General features: G+C 62.6%; 23 protein-coding genes. 9 read left to right on the forward strand and 14 right to left on the reverse strand.

Going from position 1 to position 21245, the window contains the following annotated elements; translation table 11 throughout:
* Positions 1-54 precede the first annotated feature (54 nt).
* The gene (locus AC3CCE_RS16355) at positions 55-1056 is read left to right on the forward strand and encodes a 2-hydroxyacid dehydrogenase (RefSeq protein ID WP_023669570.1); all 1002 of its coding nucleotides are present in this window, start codon (positions 55-57) and stop codon (positions 1054-1056) included.
* A gap of 12 nt (positions 1057-1068) precedes the next feature.
* Here AC3CCE_RS16355 and AC3CCE_RS16360 read toward each other — a convergent pair whose 3' ends face one another.
* Genes AC3CCE_RS16360 through dnaN form a run of 6 tightly spaced genes read right to left on the reverse strand, consistent with a single transcriptional unit; the run spans position 1069 to position 6331 of the window.
* Positions 1069-1482 carry an aconitase X swivel domain-containing protein gene (locus tag AC3CCE_RS16360; protein ID WP_023828448.1) on the reverse strand — a complete coding sequence of 138 codons (414 nt, stop codon included), beginning with the start codon at positions 1480-1482 and terminating at the stop codon, positions 1069-1071.
* Positions 1479-2732 carry an aconitase X gene (locus tag AC3CCE_RS16365; RefSeq protein WP_352518530.1) on the reverse strand — a complete coding sequence of 418 codons (1254 nt, stop codon included), beginning with the start codon at positions 2730-2732 and terminating at the stop codon, positions 1479-1481. The genes AC3CCE_RS16360 and AC3CCE_RS16365 overlap by 4 nt, the downstream gene beginning before the upstream one ends.
* The gene (locus tag AC3CCE_RS16370; RefSeq protein WP_352623919.1) at positions 2729-3217 is read right to left on the reverse strand and encodes a GNAT family N-acetyltransferase; all 489 of its coding nucleotides are present in this window, start codon (positions 3215-3217) and stop codon (positions 2729-2731) included. The genes AC3CCE_RS16365 and AC3CCE_RS16370 overlap by 4 nt, the downstream gene beginning before the upstream one ends.
* Positions 3218-3221: 4 nt before the next feature.
* Complete coding sequence (locus AC3CCE_RS16375; protein WP_023703473.1) at positions 3222-3977, reverse strand: molybdopterin-synthase adenylyltransferase MoeB; 756 nt, start codon at positions 3975-3977, stop codon at positions 3222-3224.
* Between the two features lie 31 nt (positions 3978-4008).
* Positions 4009-5154, reverse strand: a complete 1146-nt coding sequence (gene recF / locus AC3CCE_RS16380) for a DNA replication/repair protein RecF (RefSeq protein ID WP_023806292.1) — start codon at positions 5152-5154, stop codon at positions 4009-4011.
* 58 nt (positions 5155-5212) lie between these two features.
* Complete coding sequence (gene dnaN, locus AC3CCE_RS16385; protein ID WP_023669575.1) at positions 5213-6331, reverse strand: DNA polymerase III subunit beta; 1119 nt, start codon at positions 6329-6331, stop codon at positions 5213-5215.
* On the opposite strand from dnaN, the gene AC3CCE_RS16390 reads away from it, so the two are divergent.
* Entirely contained in the window at positions 6330-6605 is a 276-nt protein-coding gene (locus tag AC3CCE_RS16390) for a hypothetical protein (protein WP_155922476.1), read from the forward strand. The two genes, dnaN and AC3CCE_RS16390, sit on opposite strands and share 2 nt — an antisense overlap.
* A 27-nt stretch (positions 6606-6632) precedes the next feature.
* On the opposite strand, the gene dnaA is transcribed toward AC3CCE_RS16390, so the two are convergent.
* The 5 genes from dnaA to AC3CCE_RS16415 form a co-directional block, all read right to left on the reverse strand.
* Positions 6633-8177: a chromosomal replication initiator protein DnaA gene (dnaA, locus tag AC3CCE_RS16395; RefSeq protein WP_031195619.1), complete on the reverse strand. Its 1545-nt coding sequence runs from the start codon at positions 8175-8177 to the stop codon at positions 6633-6635.
* 845 nt (positions 8178-9022) lie between these two features.
* Entirely contained in the window at positions 9023-9289 is a 267-nt protein-coding gene (gene rpsT / locus AC3CCE_RS16400; protein WP_023681995.1) for a 30S ribosomal protein S20, read from the reverse strand.
* Positions 9290-9448: 159 nt separating this feature from the next.
* Positions 9449-10222, reverse strand: a complete 774-nt coding sequence (locus AC3CCE_RS16405) for an enoyl-CoA hydratase (RefSeq protein ID WP_352623918.1) — start codon at positions 10220-10222, stop codon at positions 9449-9451.
* Positions 10223-10262: 40 nt separating this feature from the next.
* Positions 10263-11153 (reverse strand): bifunctional DNA-formamidopyrimidine glycosylase/DNA-(apurinic or apyrimidinic site) lyase, encoded by an 891-nt coding sequence (gene mutM, locus AC3CCE_RS16410; protein ID WP_352623916.1) that lies wholly within the window; start codon positions 11151-11153, stop codon positions 10263-10265.
* Positions 11146-12384, reverse strand: coding sequence for a phosphopentomutase (locus AC3CCE_RS16415; RefSeq protein WP_023834321.1), 1239 nt, complete (start codon positions 12382-12384; stop codon positions 11146-11148). The genes mutM and AC3CCE_RS16415 overlap by 8 nt, the downstream gene beginning before the upstream one ends.
* A gap of 175 nt (positions 12385-12559) precedes the next feature.
* On the opposite strand from AC3CCE_RS16415, the gene AC3CCE_RS16420 reads away from it, so the two are divergent.
* Entirely contained in the window at positions 12560-13513 is a 954-nt protein-coding gene (locus AC3CCE_RS16420; RefSeq protein ID WP_352623914.1) for a PhnD/SsuA/transferrin family substrate-binding protein, read from the forward strand.
* Between the two features lie 25 nt (positions 13514-13538).
* Here the strand turns inward: AC3CCE_RS16420 and AC3CCE_RS16425 are convergent, their stop codons facing one another.
* From AC3CCE_RS16425 to AC3CCE_RS16435, 3 genes are all read right to left on the reverse strand, one after another.
* On the reverse strand, positions 13539-14174 hold the full coding sequence (locus tag AC3CCE_RS16425; protein ID WP_352510962.1) for a TadE/TadG family type IV pilus assembly protein: 636 nt from the start codon (positions 14172-14174) through the stop codon (positions 13539-13541).
* Positions 14175-14199: 25 nt separating this feature from the next.
* Positions 14200-14817, reverse strand: coding sequence for a TadE/TadG family type IV pilus assembly protein (locus tag AC3CCE_RS16430; protein ID WP_031196259.1), 618 nt, complete (start codon positions 14815-14817; stop codon positions 14200-14202).
* Between the two features lie 155 nt (positions 14818-14972).
* On the reverse strand, positions 14973-15395 hold the full coding sequence (locus AC3CCE_RS16435) for a pilus assembly protein N-terminal domain-containing protein (RefSeq protein WP_023681988.1): 423 nt from the start codon (positions 15393-15395) through the stop codon (positions 14973-14975).
* Between the two features lie 345 nt (positions 15396-15740).
* Between AC3CCE_RS16435 and AC3CCE_RS16440 the strand changes: the two genes are divergently transcribed.
* From AC3CCE_RS16440 to AC3CCE_RS16465, 6 genes are all read left to right on the forward strand, one after another.
* Positions 15741-15911, forward strand: coding sequence for a Flp family type IVb pilin (locus AC3CCE_RS16440; RefSeq protein WP_023681987.1), 171 nt, complete (start codon positions 15741-15743; stop codon positions 15909-15911).
* A 149-nt stretch (positions 15912-16060) separates the two neighbouring features.
* Positions 16061-16579: an A24 family peptidase gene (locus AC3CCE_RS16445; protein WP_352510960.1), complete on the forward strand. Its 519-nt coding sequence runs from the start codon at positions 16061-16063 to the stop codon at positions 16577-16579.
* Between the two features lie 205 nt (positions 16580-16784).
* Positions 16785-17597: a Flp pilus assembly protein CpaB gene (gene cpaB, locus AC3CCE_RS16450; protein WP_023681985.1), complete on the forward strand. Its 813-nt coding sequence runs from the start codon at positions 16785-16787 to the stop codon at positions 17595-17597.
* Positions 17594-19126: a type II and III secretion system protein family protein gene (locus AC3CCE_RS16455; RefSeq protein ID WP_023681984.1), complete on the forward strand. Its 1533-nt coding sequence runs from the start codon at positions 17594-17596 to the stop codon at positions 19124-19126. The genes cpaB and AC3CCE_RS16455 overlap by 4 nt, the downstream gene beginning before the upstream one ends.
* 14 nt (positions 19127-19140) lie before the next feature.
* Complete coding sequence (locus AC3CCE_RS16460; protein ID WP_352510959.1) at positions 19141-19878, forward strand: CpaD family pilus assembly protein; 738 nt, start codon at positions 19141-19143, stop codon at positions 19876-19878.
* A 54-nt stretch (positions 19879-19932) separates the two neighbouring features.
* On the forward strand, positions 19933-21216 hold the full coding sequence (locus tag AC3CCE_RS16465; protein WP_023681982.1) for a CpaE/TadZ family protein: 1284 nt from the start codon (positions 19933-19935) through the stop codon (positions 21214-21216).
* Positions 21217-21245 lie beyond the last annotated feature (29 nt).

Below are 21245 nucleotides of genomic sequence, written 5' to 3' on the forward strand. Positions count from 1 at the left end.
AGTTTCGCCTGTCTTGGTTAAAGAGGTCTCAACGAGATCGGGTTCGAGGAAACAATGGCAGGCAAAAAACGGCCTCTCGTCGTCATCACGCGCAAGCTGCCCGATCCGGTCGAGACCCGCATGCGCGAACTCTTCGACGCCAGGCTGAATGTCGAGGACCGCCCGATGACGCAGCCGGAGCTGGTCGCGGCGATCAAGGAAGCCGATGTGCTGGTGCCGACCATCACCGACCAGATCGATGCGGCGCTGATTGCCCAGGCCGGCGACAATCTCAAGCTGATCGCCAATTTCGGAAATGGCGTCGACAAGATCGATGTGGCGGCGGCGGCCAGGAAAGGCATTACCGTCACCAACACGCCGAACGTGCTGACCGAGGATACGGCCGACATGACCATGGCGCTGATGCTGGCCGGCCCGCGGCGGCTGGCCGAAGGCGCCAATGTGCTCACCAGCGACAAGAAATGGGCCGGTTGGTCGCCGACCTGGATGCTCGGCCGGCGCATCTGGGGCAAGCGCCTCGGCATTGTCGGCATGGGCCGCATCGGCACCGCTGTTGCCAGGCGCGCCAAGGCTTTCGGCCTGTCGATCCACTACCATAACCGCCATCGCGTGCTGCCGGCGGTCGAGGAAGGGCTTGAGGCGACCTACTGGGAAAGCCTCGACCAGATGCTTGCCCGCATGGACATCATCTCGGTCAATTGCCCGTCGACGCCGGCGACCTTTCATCTGCTTTCGGCGCGGCGCCTGGCTCTGCTTCAGCCCACCGCCTATGTGGTCAACACCGCGCGTGGCGACATCATCGACGAGGAAGCGCTGGTCAAGCTGATCCAGGACGGCAAGATCGCCGGCGCCGGCCTCGACGTCTACGAGCACGAACCGGCGCTGAACTCGAAACTGCTGAAGCTTGCCGCGAAGAACAAGGTCGTGCTTTTGCCGCATATGGGTTCGGCGACGATCGAGGGCCGCATCGACATGGGCGAGAAGGTGATCATCAACATCCGCGCCTTCTTCGACGGCCACCGGCCGCCGGACCGCGTGCTGCCGCTACGGACTTGAAGCGGGCCGCGTTCAGGATGCGGTTGTGAGGGCGCCATCCGCCGCGACACTCACACGCTTGCCGCGATAGGCCTCAAAAGCGTCGCGCCTGAGCCTGAGCGCTACCGGCGTCGGCCAGCCCATTTCCCTGGCCACAATCAAGCCAAGCAGCAGGATCGCGTCCGGCTCGTGCAGCACGAGTGCCGTCGGCGCATGGCCATTGTGGACGAGTTCCATCAGCACGGCTGACGCTGAGGACGAGCCGATCGTGCCGGGCAGGAACAGCACGCGCCCGGAAATGGTTTCGCCATGCTGCGGGTGACGGACATCGGCGATGCGGCCGCTCTTCGGATCGACGCCGCCCCAGAAGCTGATCGGCGCGGTCAACACCAGGGCTGCGCCTTCGCCGCCACTGCCAGGCACCAGAATTTCGGCTGCGGCGCTCATGCGGCGATATCCGTAAATCGCGGCTTACCCGTGACGGCGCTTTCGACGCAGTCGGCCAGCGAACCGTAAAGCACGGCGTAGCCGGTATTGCCCGGGGCATATTGCGCGAATTTTCCCGAATTGGTCATCAGCACGCCGCCGGCCAACGCCGGCAGGATCGGCGTCACCACCACGCAGGTATCGGCGACGATGACGACACCGCTGGCCTCGAGCGTCTTGCGCTGGCCGTTCTGTTCCAGCCCGGTGAGCACGTGCCGGCCGGTGCAGGCGTAAATCGGCACGCTGAGCTGCCGCCCGCCAATCAGCCGTTCCAGTGCATCGAATTCGGCCGACGACAGATGCGGACTGCCGATCGCCACCGCATCGATGGCGGTTTGCGTGGCTGCCGTGGACAGGCCTGCGCGGGCTTTGGCGGCCATTTCCGGCGTCACGCGGATCACCGTTTCCGGCCTGCCGCCGGCCAGGATGGTCTCGGCGTCGGGCGCTTCGGGCGTTACCCCGGCGATATGGAACAGGCCGACGGCGCCCGACGATGCCGCCGCGGCGCCGAAGGCTTTCAGCGCGTCCTCGCCGGGATGGCTGGATGTGCCGGTGACGACGCCGACCGCGTTGCCGACCTCGCGGCCGTAGAGGCTGCCCAGCACCGGCCAGGCGATCTCCGAACCAAGGAACGAGGCGGAGAGGCCGGACACATCGAACACCAGCCGTGCCTGCCGGTTCTCGGGGCGATGCAGGCCGTAATCCGGCGCGCGCCCCGATATGGCGCAGGCGATGTCGAGGAAGTCGCCATAGCGGTTGGTGCGTGCCCCCAGCACCGAATTGCAGAACACCACCGCGTTGGATTCGCCCCAGGCGACATCGCTGCCAAGCGCTGGCCTGTGGCCGGCTTGATAGGGCGCGCAGGTCCAGCTCTGCTCGCAGCCAAGTTTGCGGTAGGCCTCCATCATTCGTCGCGCCATGCCGCGCGCCGGCTCTTCGAGGCGCACGCGCGAGCAGCCCATCAGATCGAGCGCGCCGACATTGAGCGTCGAGCGCACCGCGACCCTGGCGCCGCCATCGACCAGCCTTTCGGCAAACAGCGTGCCGGAATCGCCGTGATAGAGCGCGCCGTCTATATGCGTCGAGGCGATCGGGATCAGTCGCGGCGCGCCGAGCAGCGCAGCGCTTTCGGCAACGATGCGCATCGCCATCGCCGCCCCGTCATGGCCGGAGGCGATTGTCTGCTCCTGTGCGCTGAGGGCGAGGCTCACGCGAACTCCTTGCGCATGGTGATCGAGGTCGGCCGGTCATAGCCGTCATGCGCGGTGCGTTCAGTCTCGCGAAAGCCGAGACCGGCAAAGGTTGCATGATTTACGGTCAGTTCGATTCGCGTCTGCAGTTCGATGGCCGGTTTGTTCCGGCTGCGGGCGAGAAATTCGACAGCCTGCATCAGCCGCCTGCCGATGCCTTGCCCTTGAAGCTCAGGTTCGACGGCGAGCTTGCCGATGTAGAAATCATCGGCTCTCTCCAGCGCGAAAACGCAGCCGGCGATCCTGTCATCCTGCAGGGCCAGCAACACGGTCTCGCGGCCAGCCTTGTCCCTGAGGTTTCCGGCGTTCAGCAGATGTGCCGAGGAGGGCGGGTCGATGACGCCGTCCATCGGTGCAAAGGCGCGCATGATCAGGCTGAGCAGTTCGTCCCAGCGGTCGAAGCCGGGGGCGAGCTGCGTGACCAAAACACTGGCAGGCTGATCCATGCGGTCAGCTTCTCTTGTAGCGGATCGTGTCGAAGCGCGCCGACAGCGCATCGTAGAGCAGCAGCCGGCCGACCAGCGGTTCGCCGATGCCGGTGATCAGCTTGATCGTTTCCATCGCTTGCAGCGTGCCGACGACGCCGGTCAGCGCACCGACGACCCCGGCCACCGCGCAGGATGGCACCAGCCCCTCTGGCGGCGCTTCGGGAAAGAGGTCGCGATATCCAGGGTTCGGTCTGCCGTCGGTGCCGGTGCCGAACGGCATCAACACCGTAACCGAGCCGTCGAAGCGGCCGACGGCGGCATGCACGAGCGGCCGCTTTTCCGCCGCGCAGGCATCCGCCACCACATAGCGCGTCTCGAAATTGTCGGAGCCGTCGACGACCACGTCGTAGCGCGCCACGAGAACGGCAGCATTGTCGGCCGTCAGCCTGAAATCGTGCAATTCCACCGCGACATGGGGATTGATCCGGGCGATCGCTGCTTTGGCGCTCTCGGTCTTCGCCGTTCCGACCGTATCGGTGGCGTGGATCACTTGCCGCTGCAGATTGGATAGCGAGACAATGTCGTCATCAACGATGCCAAGTGTGCCGACGCCCGCGGCAGCGAGATATTCCAGCACCGGTGCGCCGAGGCCGCCGGCGCCGATCACCAGCACCCGTGCGCGCTTCAGCCGCTGCTGGCCGGCGCCGCCGATCTCGGGCAGCACGATGTGGCGGGCATAGCGTTCGAGTTCTTCGTCGGTGAGGGCGGCAGGGGTCATTGCCCGACCATATAGCGGAGCAAAAACCTTGTCAGGTCTCTTCGGTTGGCCCAACCGTGCCGTGGTCGACGGTGAGGAACTGCGCGCGTCCCCTCAGGCTGGAAAACAGCGCGGCGTCGGTTCCGGTCATGAAGGCCTGGCAGTTCAGCTCCTCCAGGATCGAGAACAGCGCGGCGCGCCGGCCGGCATCGAGATGCGCGGCAATCTCGTCGAGCAACAGGATCGGCGTCATCGCCGACATCTCGCCGGTCAGCCTTGCGTGCGACAACACGATGCCGACCAGCAGCGCCTTCTGCTCTCCGGTCGAGCAGAGTTCGGCCGGCATCGCCTTGGGGCGGTGGCGCACCAGCAGATCCGAACGGTGCGGGCCGTCGAGCGTGCGTCCGGCGGCGCGGTCGCGCTCGCGGCCGTCGGCAAGGGCGTCGCGATAGCGTTGCTCGACATCCACAGCGGGTGCTGAGGCGACATGGCTTTCAAGGTCGCCGAAGAGGCTGATGTCGGCTTGCGGAAACGGCCCGCTGGACGGCAACCTGTCGATCATGGCGGCCAGCAGGCGCACCAGCTCGGCGCGCGCCGCGGCAATCGCCACGCCGGTTTCGACCATTTGCATCTCGATGGCGTCGAACCATGCGCCGTCTCGCGAACCTTCCGTAAGCAATCGGTTACGTCCGCGCATCGCCTTCTCATAGTCGAGCGCGCGCTGGCCGTGGCCGGGATCGATCGCAAGCACCAGCCTGTCGACAAAGCGCCGCCGGTCCGCGGCAGGCCCCGGGAACAGGCCGTCCATGGCCGGCGTCAGCCAGACCACGCGCAGCCATTCCAGCATGGCGTCGGCCGACCGTGCCGGCGCGCCATTGATGCGCACCTTGCGACCGCCCTCGCCGGCCGCTTCACCCCCGGTGATGCCGGTGCCGATCTCGACCTGCCCCTCCGGCCCGTCGAGCCTTGCGTGCAGCGCAAAGCCGCCATCGCCGCCTTCGCGGGCCACGTCGACATAGGGCGCCCGGCGCAGGCCGCGGCCAGGCGTCAGCAGCGAGATGGCTTCCAGGAGATTGGTCTTGCCGGCGCCATTGTCGCCGGAAAACACCACCGCGCCGGGTGAAAAGCCGATCGACAACGCCGCATAATTGCGGAAATTCGTAAGTGTGAGCTTACTTATGTGATTTTGTTCCGGCAACCGCTATCCGCCTATAGAAGTCGCCGCAATCACTATGCTGCAGTGTGCCGCAGTGCGGCTACACCCGCATCGGCATCAGCACGTAGAGCGCGGTCTCATCGGCCATGTCGTGGATCAGCGTCGGCGAGCCGGCATCGGCCAGCATGAACTTGGCTTCCGTGCCGGTGAGTTGAGCAGCGACGTCGAGCAGATATTTGGCGTTGAAGCCAATCTCGATCGGGTCGGACGAATAGTCGGCCGCCAGTTCCTCGGTGGCGCTGCCCGAATCCGGATTGTTGACGGCAAGCGTCACCTGGCCTTCGGTGATCGAAAGCTTCACCGCGCGGCCGCGCTCGGAGGAAATGGTCGAGACGCGATCGACGGCGGCGGCGAAGCTCTGGCGGTCGATGATCAGCTTCTTGTCGTTGCCGGTCGGAATGACGCGCTGGTAGTCCGGGAAAGTGCCGTCGATCAGCTTCGAGGTCAGAACCACGCTGCCGATGGTGAAGCGGATCTTGGTGTCGGACAATTCGGTGGTCACCGCGACATCGGGATCGTCGACCAGCTTCTGCAATTCGCTGACCGTCTTGCGCGGAATGATGATGCCCGGCATGCCTTCGGACCCGGCCGGAGCGTCGATCTCGGCGCGCGCCAGGCGGTGACCGTCGGTCGCCACCGAACGCAGCTTCAGCTTGCCGCCAGTTTCATGCGTGTGCAGGTAGATGCCGTTGAGATAGTAGCGCGTCTCTTCGGTGGAGATGGCGAACTGGGTCTTTTCGATCAGGCCTCTCAGGGCGACGGAATCGAGCCGGAAGATGTGTGAGAAGGACCCCGCCGAAAGCTCCGGGAAATCGGACTGCGGCAGGCACTGCAGGCGAAAGCTCGAGCGGCCCGACGTCACCGTCATGGCGTTGCCGTCCTCATCGGTCTTCAGCATCACTTCGGCGCCGTCGGCCAGCTTGCGCACGATGTCGTAGAGGAGGTGCGCCGGAACCGTCGTCGCCCCGCCGCGCTCGACCTTTGCCGGCGTCGCTTCGGTCACTTCGAGGTCGAGGTCGGTGGCTTTCATTTCAAGGCTGGCGCCCTCGGCGCTGAGCAGCACGTTCGACAGGATCGGTATGGTATTGCGCCGCTCGACCACGCGATGAACGTGGTTGAGCGACTTCAGGAGATTGGACCGTTCCAGGATAACACGCATGACGAAACAGGCTCGCTTGAATGAATGGACGGGTCACCAGTGGGCGGCGCCCCGCGAAAGGTCTGAACAGGCTCAGAATCTATGCAAACTGACAGGAAAAAGCCAGCAAACGCAAGTCCGGGCCACCGGTTCGCGCCGGTTAAGCGGGCTTTCTGGGGATAAAGCGGACGTTGGCCGGCAACCGATGCATGTCGCCGAAAACTGCGCAGCGGTTTTGGGACAACGACATGCATCAAAACAAGAAAATTTAAAGCGCGACGACCGAATACTCTAACCCGGCGCGCTCCGTTTGCCGCGCCGATCAGGCTTGGTCGTTGATCAGCCTGCGCAACAGTTCCAGTTCCTGCGCCAGCGTGTTGTCGACGCCGGAAAGGTCCTCGATCTTGCGCACCGCATGCAGCACCGTGGTGTGGTCGCGCCCGCCGAACCGCCGGCCGATCTCCGGCAGCGAGCGCGGCGTCAATACCTTCGACAGGTACATGGCGACCTGCCTGGGCTTCACGATGGTGCGCGTGCGCCGGTTGGACAGCAACTCGGTCTTCGACACATTGTAGTGGCGCGCCACGATGCGCTGGATGTCCTCGATGCGCACCCGCTTCGGCTCGCCAGAGCGATAGATGTGCCCCAGGATCTCGTCGATGCGGTCGATGGTGATCGCCGGCTCGAACGACTGACGAAACAGCAGTTGGTTGAACGCGCCCTCCAGCTCACGACCGCTGCCGGTCACCGTGCGGGCGACATGGTTGAGGATCTCCTCCGAAATATTGAGCGATGCATCGTCAACCTTGGCGGTGGCAAGCCGAAGTTTGAGCATGCCTATGCGCATGGCGAAGTCCGGCGCCGACATTTCCAGCGCGACACCGCCATTGAGGCGCGAGCGCACCCGCGGTTCCAGCGATTCCAGTTCCGACGGCGGCCTGTCAGCGGCAACCACCACTTGCTTGGCGCTGTCGAGCAGCATGTTGATGAGATGGCAGAATTCGTGCTGGATCGACTTGCCCTGCAGGAACTGCATGTCGTCGATGATCAAGAGGTCGATGTCGCGCAGCTGTTCCTTCAGCGTCAGCGCATTGTTGTCGCGGATCGCGGTGGCGAAGCGCCACATGAAATATTCGGCCGTCAGATAGACGACGCGCGATTTCGGGTTCTGTTTCAGGGATTCGGCCGCAATCGCCTGCAAAAGGTGCGTCTTGCCGAGCCCGACGGTCGCATGAAGGAACAGCGGGTTGAAGCGCACCGCGCTCGACTGCGATTCCGCCACGGCTTTGGCTGCGGCGAAAGCCACCCGGTTCGACGGGCCTTCGATGAAGGAGCCGAACGTGTAGCGCGGGTCGAGCGGCGACCCCAGCACATTGTGCCGGAATTCGCTCTCGATCGGCGTGCCGGGACGAGGGGCGGGCGCCCGCTCCACCCTGCCGGGGCCGACCGTGCCGGCCGCCAATGCGGTCTGCGTATGCTTGGTCATCTTGCGCGCCGGCACGGCCTCGGGTTCGACGCCATTGCGGGCAGGACGGGTCGCGGTGCGCACGACCATCTCGATCTTGAGGATTTCGGGATCCTCGTGCTTCCACAGATCGGCGATGAGATCGAGATAATGGCCATTGATCCACGAGCGCAGGAAGGCCGTGGGCACCGAGATGCGTACAATGCCCCGGGAAGCCTCAGCCACCTTCATACGGCCGAACCAGCTCGAATAGACCTCGGTTCCCAGGCGCGCCTTCAACTGGGCCTTGACCCGGTCGAACTTCTGTTCCGCGTCGCTGGAAGCCGCCATATCGTGCGCTCCGACCAATGTTCCGGGAAATGGCAGGTCGCCCGTAAGCTCCCGCTCGATGCCGCTCTGCATGATTGTGCGTCCCTTTTCCTTTGTACCTTTTTTCCGCCGGGAGTGCGCCTCCTGCACCCATGTTTCCGGCGACCGTATCTTCGCTACAACACCACCGCCGCCGCCGGCGGATGACGTTGCCTCGTCAAAAAGGGATGGGTCCCGGCTGCTTAAAGCCAGTCCGTCTGACATGTTCGGGCAAAGCGGTGCTACCCGGCGAAAACGCCGGTGCGCCATCAAGCTGCCATGTACAATTACGCCAGTCCCCTATCGTATCGAAAAGGCAAGCCATACCAGTTCGCGGAATTGATCCACGTCATGAATTCTGCCACTGTTAGCTGGCCGATTCAGGCTGGGTTAAGGGCTAATGGCCCGTCCCTTTCGATAGACCGACATTACCGAAATCGCTGTGGATAGGGCAAGGCCACCTCTAACGGATTTTTAAGGAATCTGGTTAGTGAACAACGGTTCGGGCTCCGTGCTGGAAGCGCATATTTTGACAAAGCCATTGGGATTCAAACCCTTTTGCCGCGAATATGAAAATGGCTGTGCGGTTTGAAATTTTCTGAAATAATTCGCTTGACACCAACTTGCTGCCTGTCGCCCACAGGCTATGTGAACAAGCTGTGGATCACTTCCAGCAAGCCACTGAAAAATATCAGCAATTTGTGACAGCCAAATTTATTGGCGTGGGCCGTTTCGGCGGATTGGAATATCAGTGGGAGTGTATGTGCCGGCAAAGCATTCCGGACTCTGGAATGCGGCTCGGGCGTGTTTTGCGGTCGTTCTTTTAAGTGCTTGCCGGCAAACGAAAAACCCGGCGCGATTGGCCGGGTTTGAAAGAACGACAGTTCAGGAACGGTCGATCAGGCCGACAGCACCTTGAGGCGGTGAGCCAGACGCGACACCTTGCGCGATGCCGTATTCTTATGGATCACGCCCTTGGTCGCGGCGCGCATCAATTCCGGCTCTGCGGTCTTGAAGGCTTCCAGCGCGGCTGCCTTGTCGCCGGCAGCCAGTGCCTCTTCGACCTGGCGGACATATGTACGCACGCGCGAGCGGCGGTTCTTGTTGATCGCTGCGCGGCGGGCGATCTTGCGCGTTGCCTTTTTGGCCGAGGAGGTATTGGCCATGATGCCTCTCTTCTGATCTGGTGGGCGCATGCGGGATGCCGCAGGGCGCAAAAAACAAACGGGCAGCCAACGGCCGCCTCGGTTGGAGCGGCTTATAGTTCAGCTTTTCCGGCGCGTCAACGCCGCTTTGGCTTCTTTTTGGTCCTCGCCGCCGCCACTCTAGCGATTGGTGAAATTCGGCTTCCGCTTCTCGGCAAAGGCTGCCATCCCTTCCTTCTGGTCGTCGAGCGCAAACAGCGAGTGGAACAGCCGGCGTTCGAAGCGCAGTCCCTCCGCCAGCGTCGTCTCGTAGGCGCGGTTGACTGCCTCCTTGGCCATCATCACCGATGGCAGTGAAAACTCTGATATCCTGGCCGCGGCCTTCATCGCCTCCTCGATCAACTCGCCGGCCGACACGACGCGCGAGGCCAGGCCGCTGCGCTCGGCTTCGGCGGCATCCATCATCCGACCGGTCAGGCACATGTCCATGGCCTTCGACTTGCCGACAAAGCGGGTCAGCCGTTGCGACCCGCCCATGCCGGGAATGACGCCGAGCGTGATTTCGGGCTGGCCGAATTTCGCCGTGTCGGCGGCAATGATGAAATCGCACATCATCGCCAGTTCGCAGCCGCCGCCCAGTGCATAGCCGGCGACAGCGGCGATCATCGGCTTGCGCGCACGGGTAAACTCTTCCCAGCCGACGAAGAAATCCTGCACATAGGCCTCCGCGTAGGTGACGGCCTGCATTTCCTTGATGTCGGCGCCCGCCGCAAAAGCCTTCTCGGAACCGGTGATGACCATGGCGCCGATGCCGGGATCGGCGTCGAACCCCTTTGCCGCCGTCAGCAAATCCGCCAGCACCTGCGCGTTCAGCGCGTTGAGCGCCTTAGGCCGGTTCAGCGTGATCAGGCCGACCTTGCCGCGCGTCTCGACGATGATGGTTTCATAGCTCATGGGCTGGCCTCCTGGTTGCGGCACTGAAGGACCGTCTAGCTTACCGCTGGCAGGTCCGGCAATAAAAGGTCGAGCGGCCGCTTTGCACGATGCGCTCGATGTGGCCGCGACAGCCGGGCGTCGGACAGGGCTCGCCTTCGCGATCGTAGACCGCGAAGGAATGCTGGAAATAGCCCAGCGACCCGTCTGTGTGCACATAGTCGCGCAGCGAAGACCCGCCGGCGGCGATCGCATCGGCGATCACCGAACGGATTGCCTCGGCCAGTCGTTCGCTCTGTTCCTTGGCCTTCTTGCTGGTCCCGGCGATGGTGCCTGCCTCGCGCAATGGCGAAAGGCCGGCGCGCCACAGCGCTTCCGACACATAGATATTGCCGAGCCCGGCAATCAGCTTCTGGTCGAGCAGCGCCGCCTTCAACGGCGATCTGCGGCCCTTCAGCAGAGAGGCGAGCAGGGCGCCTTCCAGCGCATTGCCGGTCGGCTCGACGCCCAGTCCCGCGAGCATCGGATGCGCCTCGGCCAGGCCTTCCGCAAACAGCATGAAGCCGAACCGACGCGGGTCGTTGAAGACCACGCGAGACTGGACGCCGACAGGCGACACGACATGGAACACCACATGGTCGTGCTTGGCATTCCTCGAGCGCTCTTGATGGAACGTGCCGGGCGTCTCTTTCTCATCGGCGGTCTCGATGCGGAACGAGCCCGACATGCCGAGATGGCAGATCATCACCGGGCCATCGTCCAGGTGTATGGTGAGATATTTGGCGCGGCGGCCAAGCGCGATGACCGTCTTGCCGGTCAGCCGCTGCGCAAATTTCGCCGGAAACGGAAATCGGAGATCGGGCCGGCGCGCCTCGACGCGCACGATCCGCGCGCATTCCAGAACCGGCTGCAGGCCGCGCCGGACGGTTTCGACCTCGGGCAGTTCAGGCATGGCCGCCTATCGCCGCATGGAAGGAAGCGCCGTGGCGGCCGCGCGCCAGCTTGAGGTGTTCGGCGACCGTCTCGCCGATATCGGCGAAGGTGGTCCTGAGCCCGATGTCGCCGCCCGTGAGACCTGGTGCGGTGCCGATGACCGGGACGCGTTCGCGCGTGTGGTCGGTGCCACGCCATGTCGGATCGTTGCCATGGTCGGCGGTGAGGATGAGCAGATCGCCCGGCTTCAGCTTTGCCAGTGCCTCGGGCAGCCGGCGGTCGAAGGCTTCGAGCGCTGCAGCATAGCCGGCGACGTCGCGGCGATGGCCGAACTCGGTGTCGAAGTCGACGAAATTGGCGAACACCAGGTCGCCGTCGCCGGCATCGTCCATCGCGCCCAGCGCCTTGTCGAACATTGCCATGTTGCCGGGCGCCTTGCGTACTTCCGAGATACCGCGGTGGGCGAAGATGTCGCCGATCTTGCCGACCGCGATCACCCGGCTGCCGCGCCCGGTCAAGCGGTCGAGCAGCGTCGGCTCAGGCGGCGGCACGGCGTAGTCATGGCGGTTGTAGGTGCGCTCGAAGGTGGCCGATGTTTCGCCCAGGAAAGGCCGTGCGATCACCCGTCCGATCTTCAGCGGATCGACCAGCCGGCGTACCGTCTTGCAGAACTCGTAGAGCCGCTCCAGGCCGAAATGAACTTCGTGCGCTGCTATCTGCAGGACGGAATCGACCGAGGTGTAGCAGATCGGCTGGCCAGTGCGGATATGCTCCTCGCCGAAGCGCTCGATGATCTCCGTGCCGGGCGCATGGCAGTTGCCGAGAATGCCCGGCACCTTACCCTCGCGGATCATCGCTTCGGTCAGTTCGGCAGGGAAGGCGGGCACCTTATCGGGGAAATAGCCCCAGTCGAACCGCACGGGCAGCCCGGCGATTTCCCAGTGACCCGACGGCGTATCCTTGCCGCTCGAAATCTCCTGCGCGGCGCCGTGGAAAGCGGAGGCTGAAACAGCGGCTTTGCTGTCGAATTGGAAGCCGGTTGCGGTTTCTGCTGCGCGGCCGAGACCGAGCGAAACCATGGTGGGCACCTTCAGCGGTCCCTCGCGCAGGCCCTCGCGATCGGCGCGGGCTTCCGCGCAGGCCAGCGCGATATGTCCGAATGTGTTCGAGCCGGCGTCGCCATAGGGTTCGGCATCGGCGGCGCCGCCAATGCCGAAAGAATCGAGAACGAAGAGGAAAGCGCGTGCCATCGGTGCCGTCATTGCCAGTCTGGTTGACCAGACATAAGGTCCCGTCGCGGCATTGGCAAATCGTAAACCAGGCGGCAACGGCCTGACGCGATGGTCGCGAAGTCGGGCAGGCGCGCTGTACGCATCCTTGAGACATGCGATGCGCTTCAAGGAACGGCGTGCGGGGCATGGATCGATGAGACGGGCTGACCTGGGTTGGAGTGCACTGGCGACCACTGTAGCGCTGCTGGCCTCGCAGCTCGCCGCGCACGCCGACTGGCGCGACCAGATCGGCACGTTTCGGATCGGCATCGTTGCCGAGCCGGGCGCCGGCAACACGGTTCCGGGTCTGGCCATGCTGACTGACGCCTACGGCAGGGCGCTCGGCATGAAGGTGGAATTCGTCGTCGCGCATGACTATGCGGCGCTGATCGAGGCACAGGCCAATGGCCGGATTCAGTACGCGGTCTATTCGGCGACCGCCTACGCCACCGCCTCGGAGCGCTGCGGCTGCGTCGAACCTCTTGTGGCGCCGGTCGATGCCGACGGTGCCACGGGGATCCGCTCCGTGCTTTGGACGCGCGACGGCAGGCTTTCCGGTCTCGCGGCCCTGGAAACGCACCGCATCGCCATGGCGCCTTCCGACAATGTCGGCGGTTCGCTTCTACCGCTCGCCGGGCTGGCGGCCGACGGCATCAAGATCAACCAGGATGCGCCATTCCTCGCTCATGCCGGCTCGGCTGCCGCCGCAGAAGCGATGCTGGTCGATGGCCAGGCCGATGCCTTGTTCGGCTGGGAGCGGGCCAGGGCGGAAAACCGGACGGCGATTGCTGGCGATCAGCCGGCGGATCCGGACGGCACGGCGGCGCGGCTGGAGGCGGCGGGCATTCCAGAAGCCGCGCTCCAGATCATCTGGACCTCCGGCGTGCTCAGATACGGCCCTCACGCCGTCCGCAGCGATCTCGACCCCGAAGCCAAACGCCGACTGACCGTCTTCCTCACCAATCTCCGATCGCAGTCGCCGGAAGTCTACGATTTCGTGGAATCGAAACATGCGGGAGGGTTCACGCTCGCCGCTGCGAGTGACTATGCGATGGCCGCTTCCATCGTGCGCCTGGTGTCAGGCAGCACGGACAGCAGCGCGCAATGACCCGGGTTGAATGGGTAGAACTGCTTCAGCAATTGCTGCAGGGGATCGAGGTGGCCCGGCGCGGCCTGAGATAGTAGGTTTCGCTCATCGTTATTTTGCCTTCGTTGAAGGCCGAGATAAATCCGAGCGGCTTTTCGGCGCTTTCCGACCAGGAGATGATCGGTTCATATTTGAGAGTGGTTTTGACACGAATAAGGAAAGTCCCCGCAACGTTGAGCGTCGCCGGAACAGTTGTGGAGCTTGTCGGGTTGGAGTCGCGGCTCGTGACCCCATTCAGCACGCGCCAGGACCACGCCACCTTCGCCTTCGGTGTCGGGTTGCCCGGATCGGCTTCGATGTCGATTGCTGTGATGAAGATATCGGCGACTGAGCGGTTATAAGGCTGAAGGCTGGAGTTTCCGATCTTCATAATGTCGGTGAGATCTGCATTGACCACCGACGTTTGCTGCGTGACGAGGTCGGCAACCATGGAGCTGATGCGGCTGACCTTCTTGCTGGCCTCGATGGCTTGCGAGGCCTCCATGGTAACGAAATACATGATCAGCAGGACGGGCACGATGAGGGCAAACTCGACCGCCGCTATGCCCCGACGATCGGCACAAAACCGCGCCGCTCTCTTCCAGATAACCGATATCCCCGGATGTGCCCCCGCACGAAACATGCCCTTTTCCTTTGCTACACGTGCCTCAGTTGTCGAATGGCTCGTTTTGCCACGTTGCCGTTGCGTAATGCAGCGTCTTGCCGCCATCCATATTCGACATGTATTGAGCCATGAAATCGGTCATGACCGGCCAAGGGTAGAAAACCCGCAGCATGTTCTTTGATTCTGCCGGACCTATTGTGGGGGTCCCGAAAGCCGGGTCCTTGCCTGTATCCGGATCCTTGCCCGTCAGCGTGATGGTCGAGCCGGAAATCTTGAAACCCGCACTGGCTGCCCCGGCAAAGGTCTTGAACGGGCGCAGATCAACCAGCAAACCGGGGCAACCCTTGGCGACAATGATCTCGAGTCTGGCGCAGACCCTACCCTTTAGCTTCTCTTCCGTCACATCGGCTTGCCTCAACTGGCCAGTACGCAATTGACGGGCGATATCATCGGTGATGTTGGCCATCACCTCCTGTCCGGCAAATGAAATGCAGCTCTCGAGGATGGCGAAGACGAGAGCCGCAAACGGTAACGCAAGCATGGCGAATTCTATCGCCGTGCCGCCGCGCCGATCGCCAAGGAAACGACGGGCAAACGTCACGCGCCCTGCCTTGGCCTTGCAGATCTTGCGTCTTGAATCCTCGTCCAAAACGTCGCCCATATCCCGTTCCTGCCGATCCTGATGCGGTACCGTCAGCACCACTATCAAGAACCCATTTAGCTCCGGTTTGAATGACCGTTAAATTCGACCAGGCGACATTAACCGGCCGCTAACCGACGCGGCTCTCCCCCAGACAATCAAGTCACCTGAGGCGCTTACTGCCCAGCGCTCATCTCGGCCTCGGACGACTTTTCCGAGTCGCTCTTGTACGAGCTTTCGCAATAGGGCGTGCAGGACATGGTCTGGACCGAGGCGCGCCTGTAGATACGCACCGACGACGCGTCCTGGCGCACTACGGTCACCTGCTCGTCGACGATCGGGCTGCCATCGTGGTCGAGGACAACCAAATTGGTCACGCCGAATCCCTTGCCCGTCAGCACGATCGTCGATGCATCCTGGACGGAGGCGTCGGCGATCGCCGGATTGCCGACGACGATGGTGTCGGCGGGGCGTGTCAGTTTGACGATCTTGGCCTGGTTCATCGTCACTTCAATGCCGGCTCCGGCCTTGGCCGGCAGCACGAAAGCCGGGACGGCGAGAAGCGCGACAAGCAGGAATGACGATTTCATGGCGGTCATCAAGGCGCTCCACAGCGGCAAAACTTGTTCACGGAACATGAAGGAGATTGGTGAACCAACGGTTAAACCCTTGACCGGCGCCGGGTATTCGCTCCAATCTTGCTGCCAGCTGATATAACATTGCGTCCTGCCGATAGCCGTGAAATTACAGCTTTTCACGGGCAGGCGAGCCACTGTCCAGCGTTTAGTTTACGGTTAACCACGCAAGCTGTTCGAAGCGGGAAAGGAATCGGTAAGGCTGTTTATTAAGCCGATTGAAAGAGCTTCTCCGTAGATTGGCAGCATCCGATCAACCACCACAGAAGTTGACGGAAGTGCTGTAACACGTGGAGTAGGAGCTCTCGAATGTCTAATCTCATCGCACGTTTCGCGAAGGACGAATCCGGCGCGACCGCTATCGAATACGGTCTGATCGCCGCTCTCATCGCGCTTGCCATCATTTTTGGCGCTGGTCAGCTCGGCAACGCCCTGAACAACAAGTTCATCGCCATCGCCGGTAAGGTGAGTGGTTCGTAATACCCTGGTTGCCTTAGAGATAGGGGCCGCCTGACTGGCGGCCCTTATTTCATCGCGTCGGGCGGTTTTGAGTAACCCAGTCTCATCGATCGTTAATCATATATGTCTAGGCTGAGGCTGGACACAGTTGGCAACAGGGTGTCGCGCCCATGCTCGAAGCGTTGATCTTCGTCATCTTTCCTTTTTGCATGCTCTTCGCCGCGATCTCCGACATGCTGTCGATGACGATCGCCAACCGCGTACCGGTGCTGCTGCTGGCGGTGTTTGCGCTGGTTGCGCCGCTGACGGCCATGGACTGGGCAACCTATGGCTGGCATTTCGCCGCCGGCGCCCTAGTGCTGGCCGTGACGTTCGGTCTGTTTGCACTCGGCGGCATGGGTGGCGGCGACGCCAAGCTGCTCGCCGGCACCGCCGTCTGGATGGGGTTCAACATTCACCTTGTCGAGTATCTCGTGATATCGACGTTCATCGGCGGACTGCTGACGCTCGCCATCCTTCTCTACCGGAAATCGCCGCTGGCGATTTACACCAGCCACAATCTATTCCTGCGCCATTTCGCCGACGACACGACTGGCGTTCCCTACGGCATTGCACTCGGCATTGGCGGGCTGCTGACCTATCCGGATTCACCCCTGATGGTTTGGGCACTGGCAAAGCTGGCGAACTGAAGCAGCAAGCAACCTTTGCCGCTCCGACATCGGTCTGAAAAGAGGCCGCTGGTCGCCCTTTCTGTCGTCGGAGCACGGGTCCGTCCAATTTATGTAAACCTTAAATTAATCACGATCGTAAGCATTGCATTAACCTTGTTTTGACGATTGCCGCTGCAAAGTCCGGCCTGGCTAGGTGGTTGCCTAAAGGCGAGGGTTCGGACAGATGCCAGCATCCCGACTGATTATTCTGGGCGTGGCGGTGGCTGCGGCGGGTGGTGCAGGTTATGTTGCCAAGAATATGGTGGCGGTCCCGCCCCAGCAGGTCGTCGCCGATGCCCCGCAGGCGCCGGCCATTGCCTTGCAGGATGTGCTCGTGCTTTCCGGCGACGTGCCGATGGGCAGCCCACTTGAGAACAATCTCAGCTGGGAGTCCTGGCCGTCCGATGGCATCAATGCGAATTTCATCACCCGTGCCGCCGAACCCGAAGCGCGGGAGAAACTGAAGGGCTCCGTCGCCCGCATGGCGATGTACACCGGTGAGCCGCTGCGGCGCTCCAAGCTGATCGGCGAGGGGCAAAGCTTCATGTCTTCGATCCTGCCCACCGGCATGCGTGCCGTCGCCACCGCGATCTCGGCTGACACGTCGGCAGGCGGGTTCATCCTGCCCAACGATTTTGTCGACGTCATCATGACCCGCAGATCCGACACCGGCAACGGCGGCAGCGGATTCACCACCGAGACCATCCTCAAGAACATCCGCGTCCTGGCGATCGATCAGACCATCCAGGAGGACGAGGAAGGCAAGAAGACCAGGGTCGGACAGACGGCGACGCTGGAGCTGACGCCGCAGCAGGCCGAGATCATAACCGTCGCCCAGCAGATGGCCGATCGCCTGACGCTGGCGCTGCGCTCGATCACCGACAACAAGGAAAAGGGTACCGATGAAGCCGACTACCTCGTTTCCGGCAGTGGGCGGCGCGGAACGGTGCGGTTGATCAAATCGGGCGAAGTTTCCGAAGTAGGGGCAAGGAAATGAGGTTAGTCGCTAAACTGCCGGTCACCATGGCTGCAGCCGTCGGCCTGCTTTTCCTCGGAGCCCATGCAAGTGGCCTCGGCGACGCCAAGGCCGCCGGAAAGAGCGTCGGGGTCACGGCCTCGACCGCCACGCAACGTGTCAAGCTCGGCCTCAACAAATCGGTCGTCATCGATCTGCCGAGCGACGCCTACGACATCCTTGTCGCCAATCCCGCGGTCGCCGATGCGGTGACCCGCACCGCAAGGCGCATCTATCTGTTCGGCAAGTCGGTGGGCGAAACCAACATCTTCGTCTTCGGTCCCAATGGCGAGCAGATTGCCAGCCTGGATCTGGCCGTCGAACGCGACGTCGCCGGATTGGAAGACTACCTCAAGCGCTTCCTTCCGAATGCCGAGATCAAGGTCGAATTGCTGAACGACAACGTCGTCCTGACCGGGACGGTGGATACGCCGCTCGATGCCAAGCGCGCCGTCGATCTGGCAACCATCTTCGTGTCCGGCGGTGAAGCGACGACGGGCCAGTATTCGCAGACCGCGGCCGGCGGTAATGCCAATGGCGGCGTCGACATCAACAACCCGGATGCCGAACGCCGGGTCTCGAAGATCGTCAACCTGCTACAGATCATCGGCGACGACCAGGTGACGCTGAAGGTGACCGTGGCCGAAGTCAGCCGCTCGGTGATGAAGCAGCTCGGCGTCAACATGGTTGGCAGCGGCAGCATGGACGGCATCGCCTACGGTGCGCTGAGTTCGCCCAACTACGGTTTGGGAAAGCCGCTTTCGCAGAATTCAGGCTTTAACTTGGGCGGCAGTGGCCTCAAAGCCTACATCAATGCCATGGAGCAAAGCGGCGTCATGAAGACGCTTGCAGAACCGACCCTCACCGCGGTTTCGGGCGAGAAGGCAACGTTCAGGGTCGGCGGCGAATTCAATCTCATCACGGCACGTACGAACAACGTTTCGACCGACAACCAGACCGGCCAGGTCACCTACACCAACGAAAAGCTGGAATACGGCATAGGCCTCGAGTTCCAGCCCGTTGTGCTGTCGGCGGGTCGGATCAGCCTCAAGGTCAGAACATCGGTTTCGGAGCCGACCTCGGAAGGTGCTACCACCCTGGAAGGCGGCGGCAGCTTGCCCGGCCTGACGCTTCTGTCGATCCGCAAGAGACTTGCCGACACCACCGTCGAATTGCCGTCGGGCGGTTCGATGATGATTGCCGGCCTCGTTCGCGACGACGTCCGCCAGGCTGTATCGGGCTTGCCCGGCCTGACCAAGATCCCGGTGCTCGGCACGCTATTCCGCAGCCGCGATTTCGTCCGCAATGAAACTGAACTGGTCATCATCATCACGCCTTATCTGGCTCGGCCGGTGGCGCGCAACGACCTGGCTAAGCCGGACGACAATTTCAATGCCGCCGGCGATGGTCCGGCCATGTTCCTTGGCCGCGTCAACCGCGTCTACGGCACCATGCAGACCGACAAGCCCAACGGCCGCTACCACGGCGTTGTCGGCTTCATCTACAAATAAGCGGGGAAGCGGACATGTCTCAGTCAGCATCAAAGGTACTGGCGATTGCCGCAACGGCATGGTCTGGCCGTGGCCGGATCCGCCGATCGGCAATGCCGATCCTGGCGATCGCGATCGCCGCCTCGCTTGCCGGTTGCGCTAAGCGCGACAGCATCACGGTTGGGGCGATTCCCGATGATTATCGCACCACGCATCCGATCGTAATTGCTGAGAAGAACCAGAAGCTCGACCTCCCGGTCGGCGCCGGCGATCGCGGCATGACCGGCTCGCAGCGCGACACGCTTCTGGGCTTCCTCGACGGTTACGACAAGAGCGCTGCCCCGGCGCTGACGATCGCAACCCCGATCGGCTCGGCTAATGAGGTCGCGGCGACTGCCGCGGCGCGCGATTTCGCAAGGCTGGCGGTTGCCAGCGGCATCAAGCTAAACCGGATCGTGGTGACCTCCTACCAGTCGGTTTCCCCGGAAGCGTCGGCGCCTATCCGCGTTTCCTATATTTCGGTGAGAGCCCAGACCGACAAATGCGGGCGCTGGCCCGAAGACATCCTCGAAACCTCCGAAAACAAGCACTACGCCGATTACGGCTGCTCGTCTCAAAACAACCTCGCCGCGCAACTCGCCAATCCGACCGATCTGCTCGGGCCAAGAAAGTCGTCCGACATCGACGCCGAGAACCGCGGCGCGGTGATCGACGTCTACCGCGGCAGAGGTATTTCGGACGAGTTCCTCGGCAATTCGGAAGTGACGTACTAGGAGCGCCGGTCCCGCGTAGAGACCGGAAGAGAAGTCACGGAAAAGAGCATGACAATGAGCAATCTTGCCTACGATACGCCCGTAGACGGCGGCGACAGCTCGCAATTGGATATTGCCGCGATGCAGGCGCTGCGGCCGGTTCCGCGTATTTCCATCCAGGCATTTTGCGAGACGGAAGGTGTCGCGCATCCGGTGGAGCGGGCCGGCGAGGATCGCCGCATGGCCAAGGCGCATCTGAAAGTGCATATGGGCGGCATCGCCACGGCGATCGAATTCTACCAATCCGCGCCGACGCCGAACCTCATCCTTCTGGAGTCGCGCAGCGAACCGAAGCAGTTGCTGGAGCAGCTTGCCCAGCTTTCAGAATATTGCGATCCCTCCTCTAAAGTCGTGGTGATCGGCCACTACAACGATGTCGGTCTTTACCGCGAACTCATCCGCTTCGGTATTTCCGAATACGTCATCGCGCCCGTGTCGATGGCCGATATTGTCTCGGTGGTTTCGTCGATCTTCGTCGATCCGGAAGCCGAGCCGATCGGCCGCTCGATCGCCTTCGTCGGCGCCAAGGGTGGCGTCGGCTCCTCGACCATCGCCCACAATGTGGCCTGGGCGATGTCATCGCTGTTCAAGTCGGAAGTGGTCGTAGCCGATCTCGACCTGGCTTTCGGGACGGCCAACATAAACTTCGACCAGGACCCTGCGCAAGGCATCGCCGAGGCCGTGTTTTCGCCCGAACGCGTCGACGAGGTTTATCTCGACCGTCTGCTTGCCCAGTGCGCCGAACATCTGTCGCTGCTCGCCGCGCCCTCCACCCTCGAACGTGTCTATGATTTCGATCCCGATGCCTTCACGCAACTCATCGATACCGCCCAGCGCAGCGTGCCGCTGCTGGTGCTCGACGTCCCCCATATCTGGACGGGCTGGACCAAGAACACACTGATCAAGGCCGACGAGATCGTCATCACTGCGACGCCGGAATTGGCCAATCTGCGCAACACCAAGAATCTGGTCGATATGCTGACGCGGCTTCGCCCGAACGATCCGCCGCCGAAACTGATCATCAATCAGGCCGGCGTGCCGAAACGGCCCGAGATTTCCGCTTCCGACTTCGCCGAGCCGCTCAGCCTCACGCCGATGTCGGTCATCGCCTTCGACCCGTTGTTGTTTGGAAATGCCGCGAACAACGGCCGCATGCTGGGCGAGATGGATCCCAAGAGCCCGGTCGTCGGCATGATCAACGAAATCGCGCACGTGCTGACCGGTCGCAGCGAAATCAAGGCCAGGAAGAAGGCAGGCCTTGGCGGCCTCCTCGGCAAGCTCTCGCGTAACAAGAAATGACGCTTCTCAAGCGAAATTGGTAGTCGATC

This window comes from Mesorhizobium sp. P160187 (assembly GCF_057766425.1).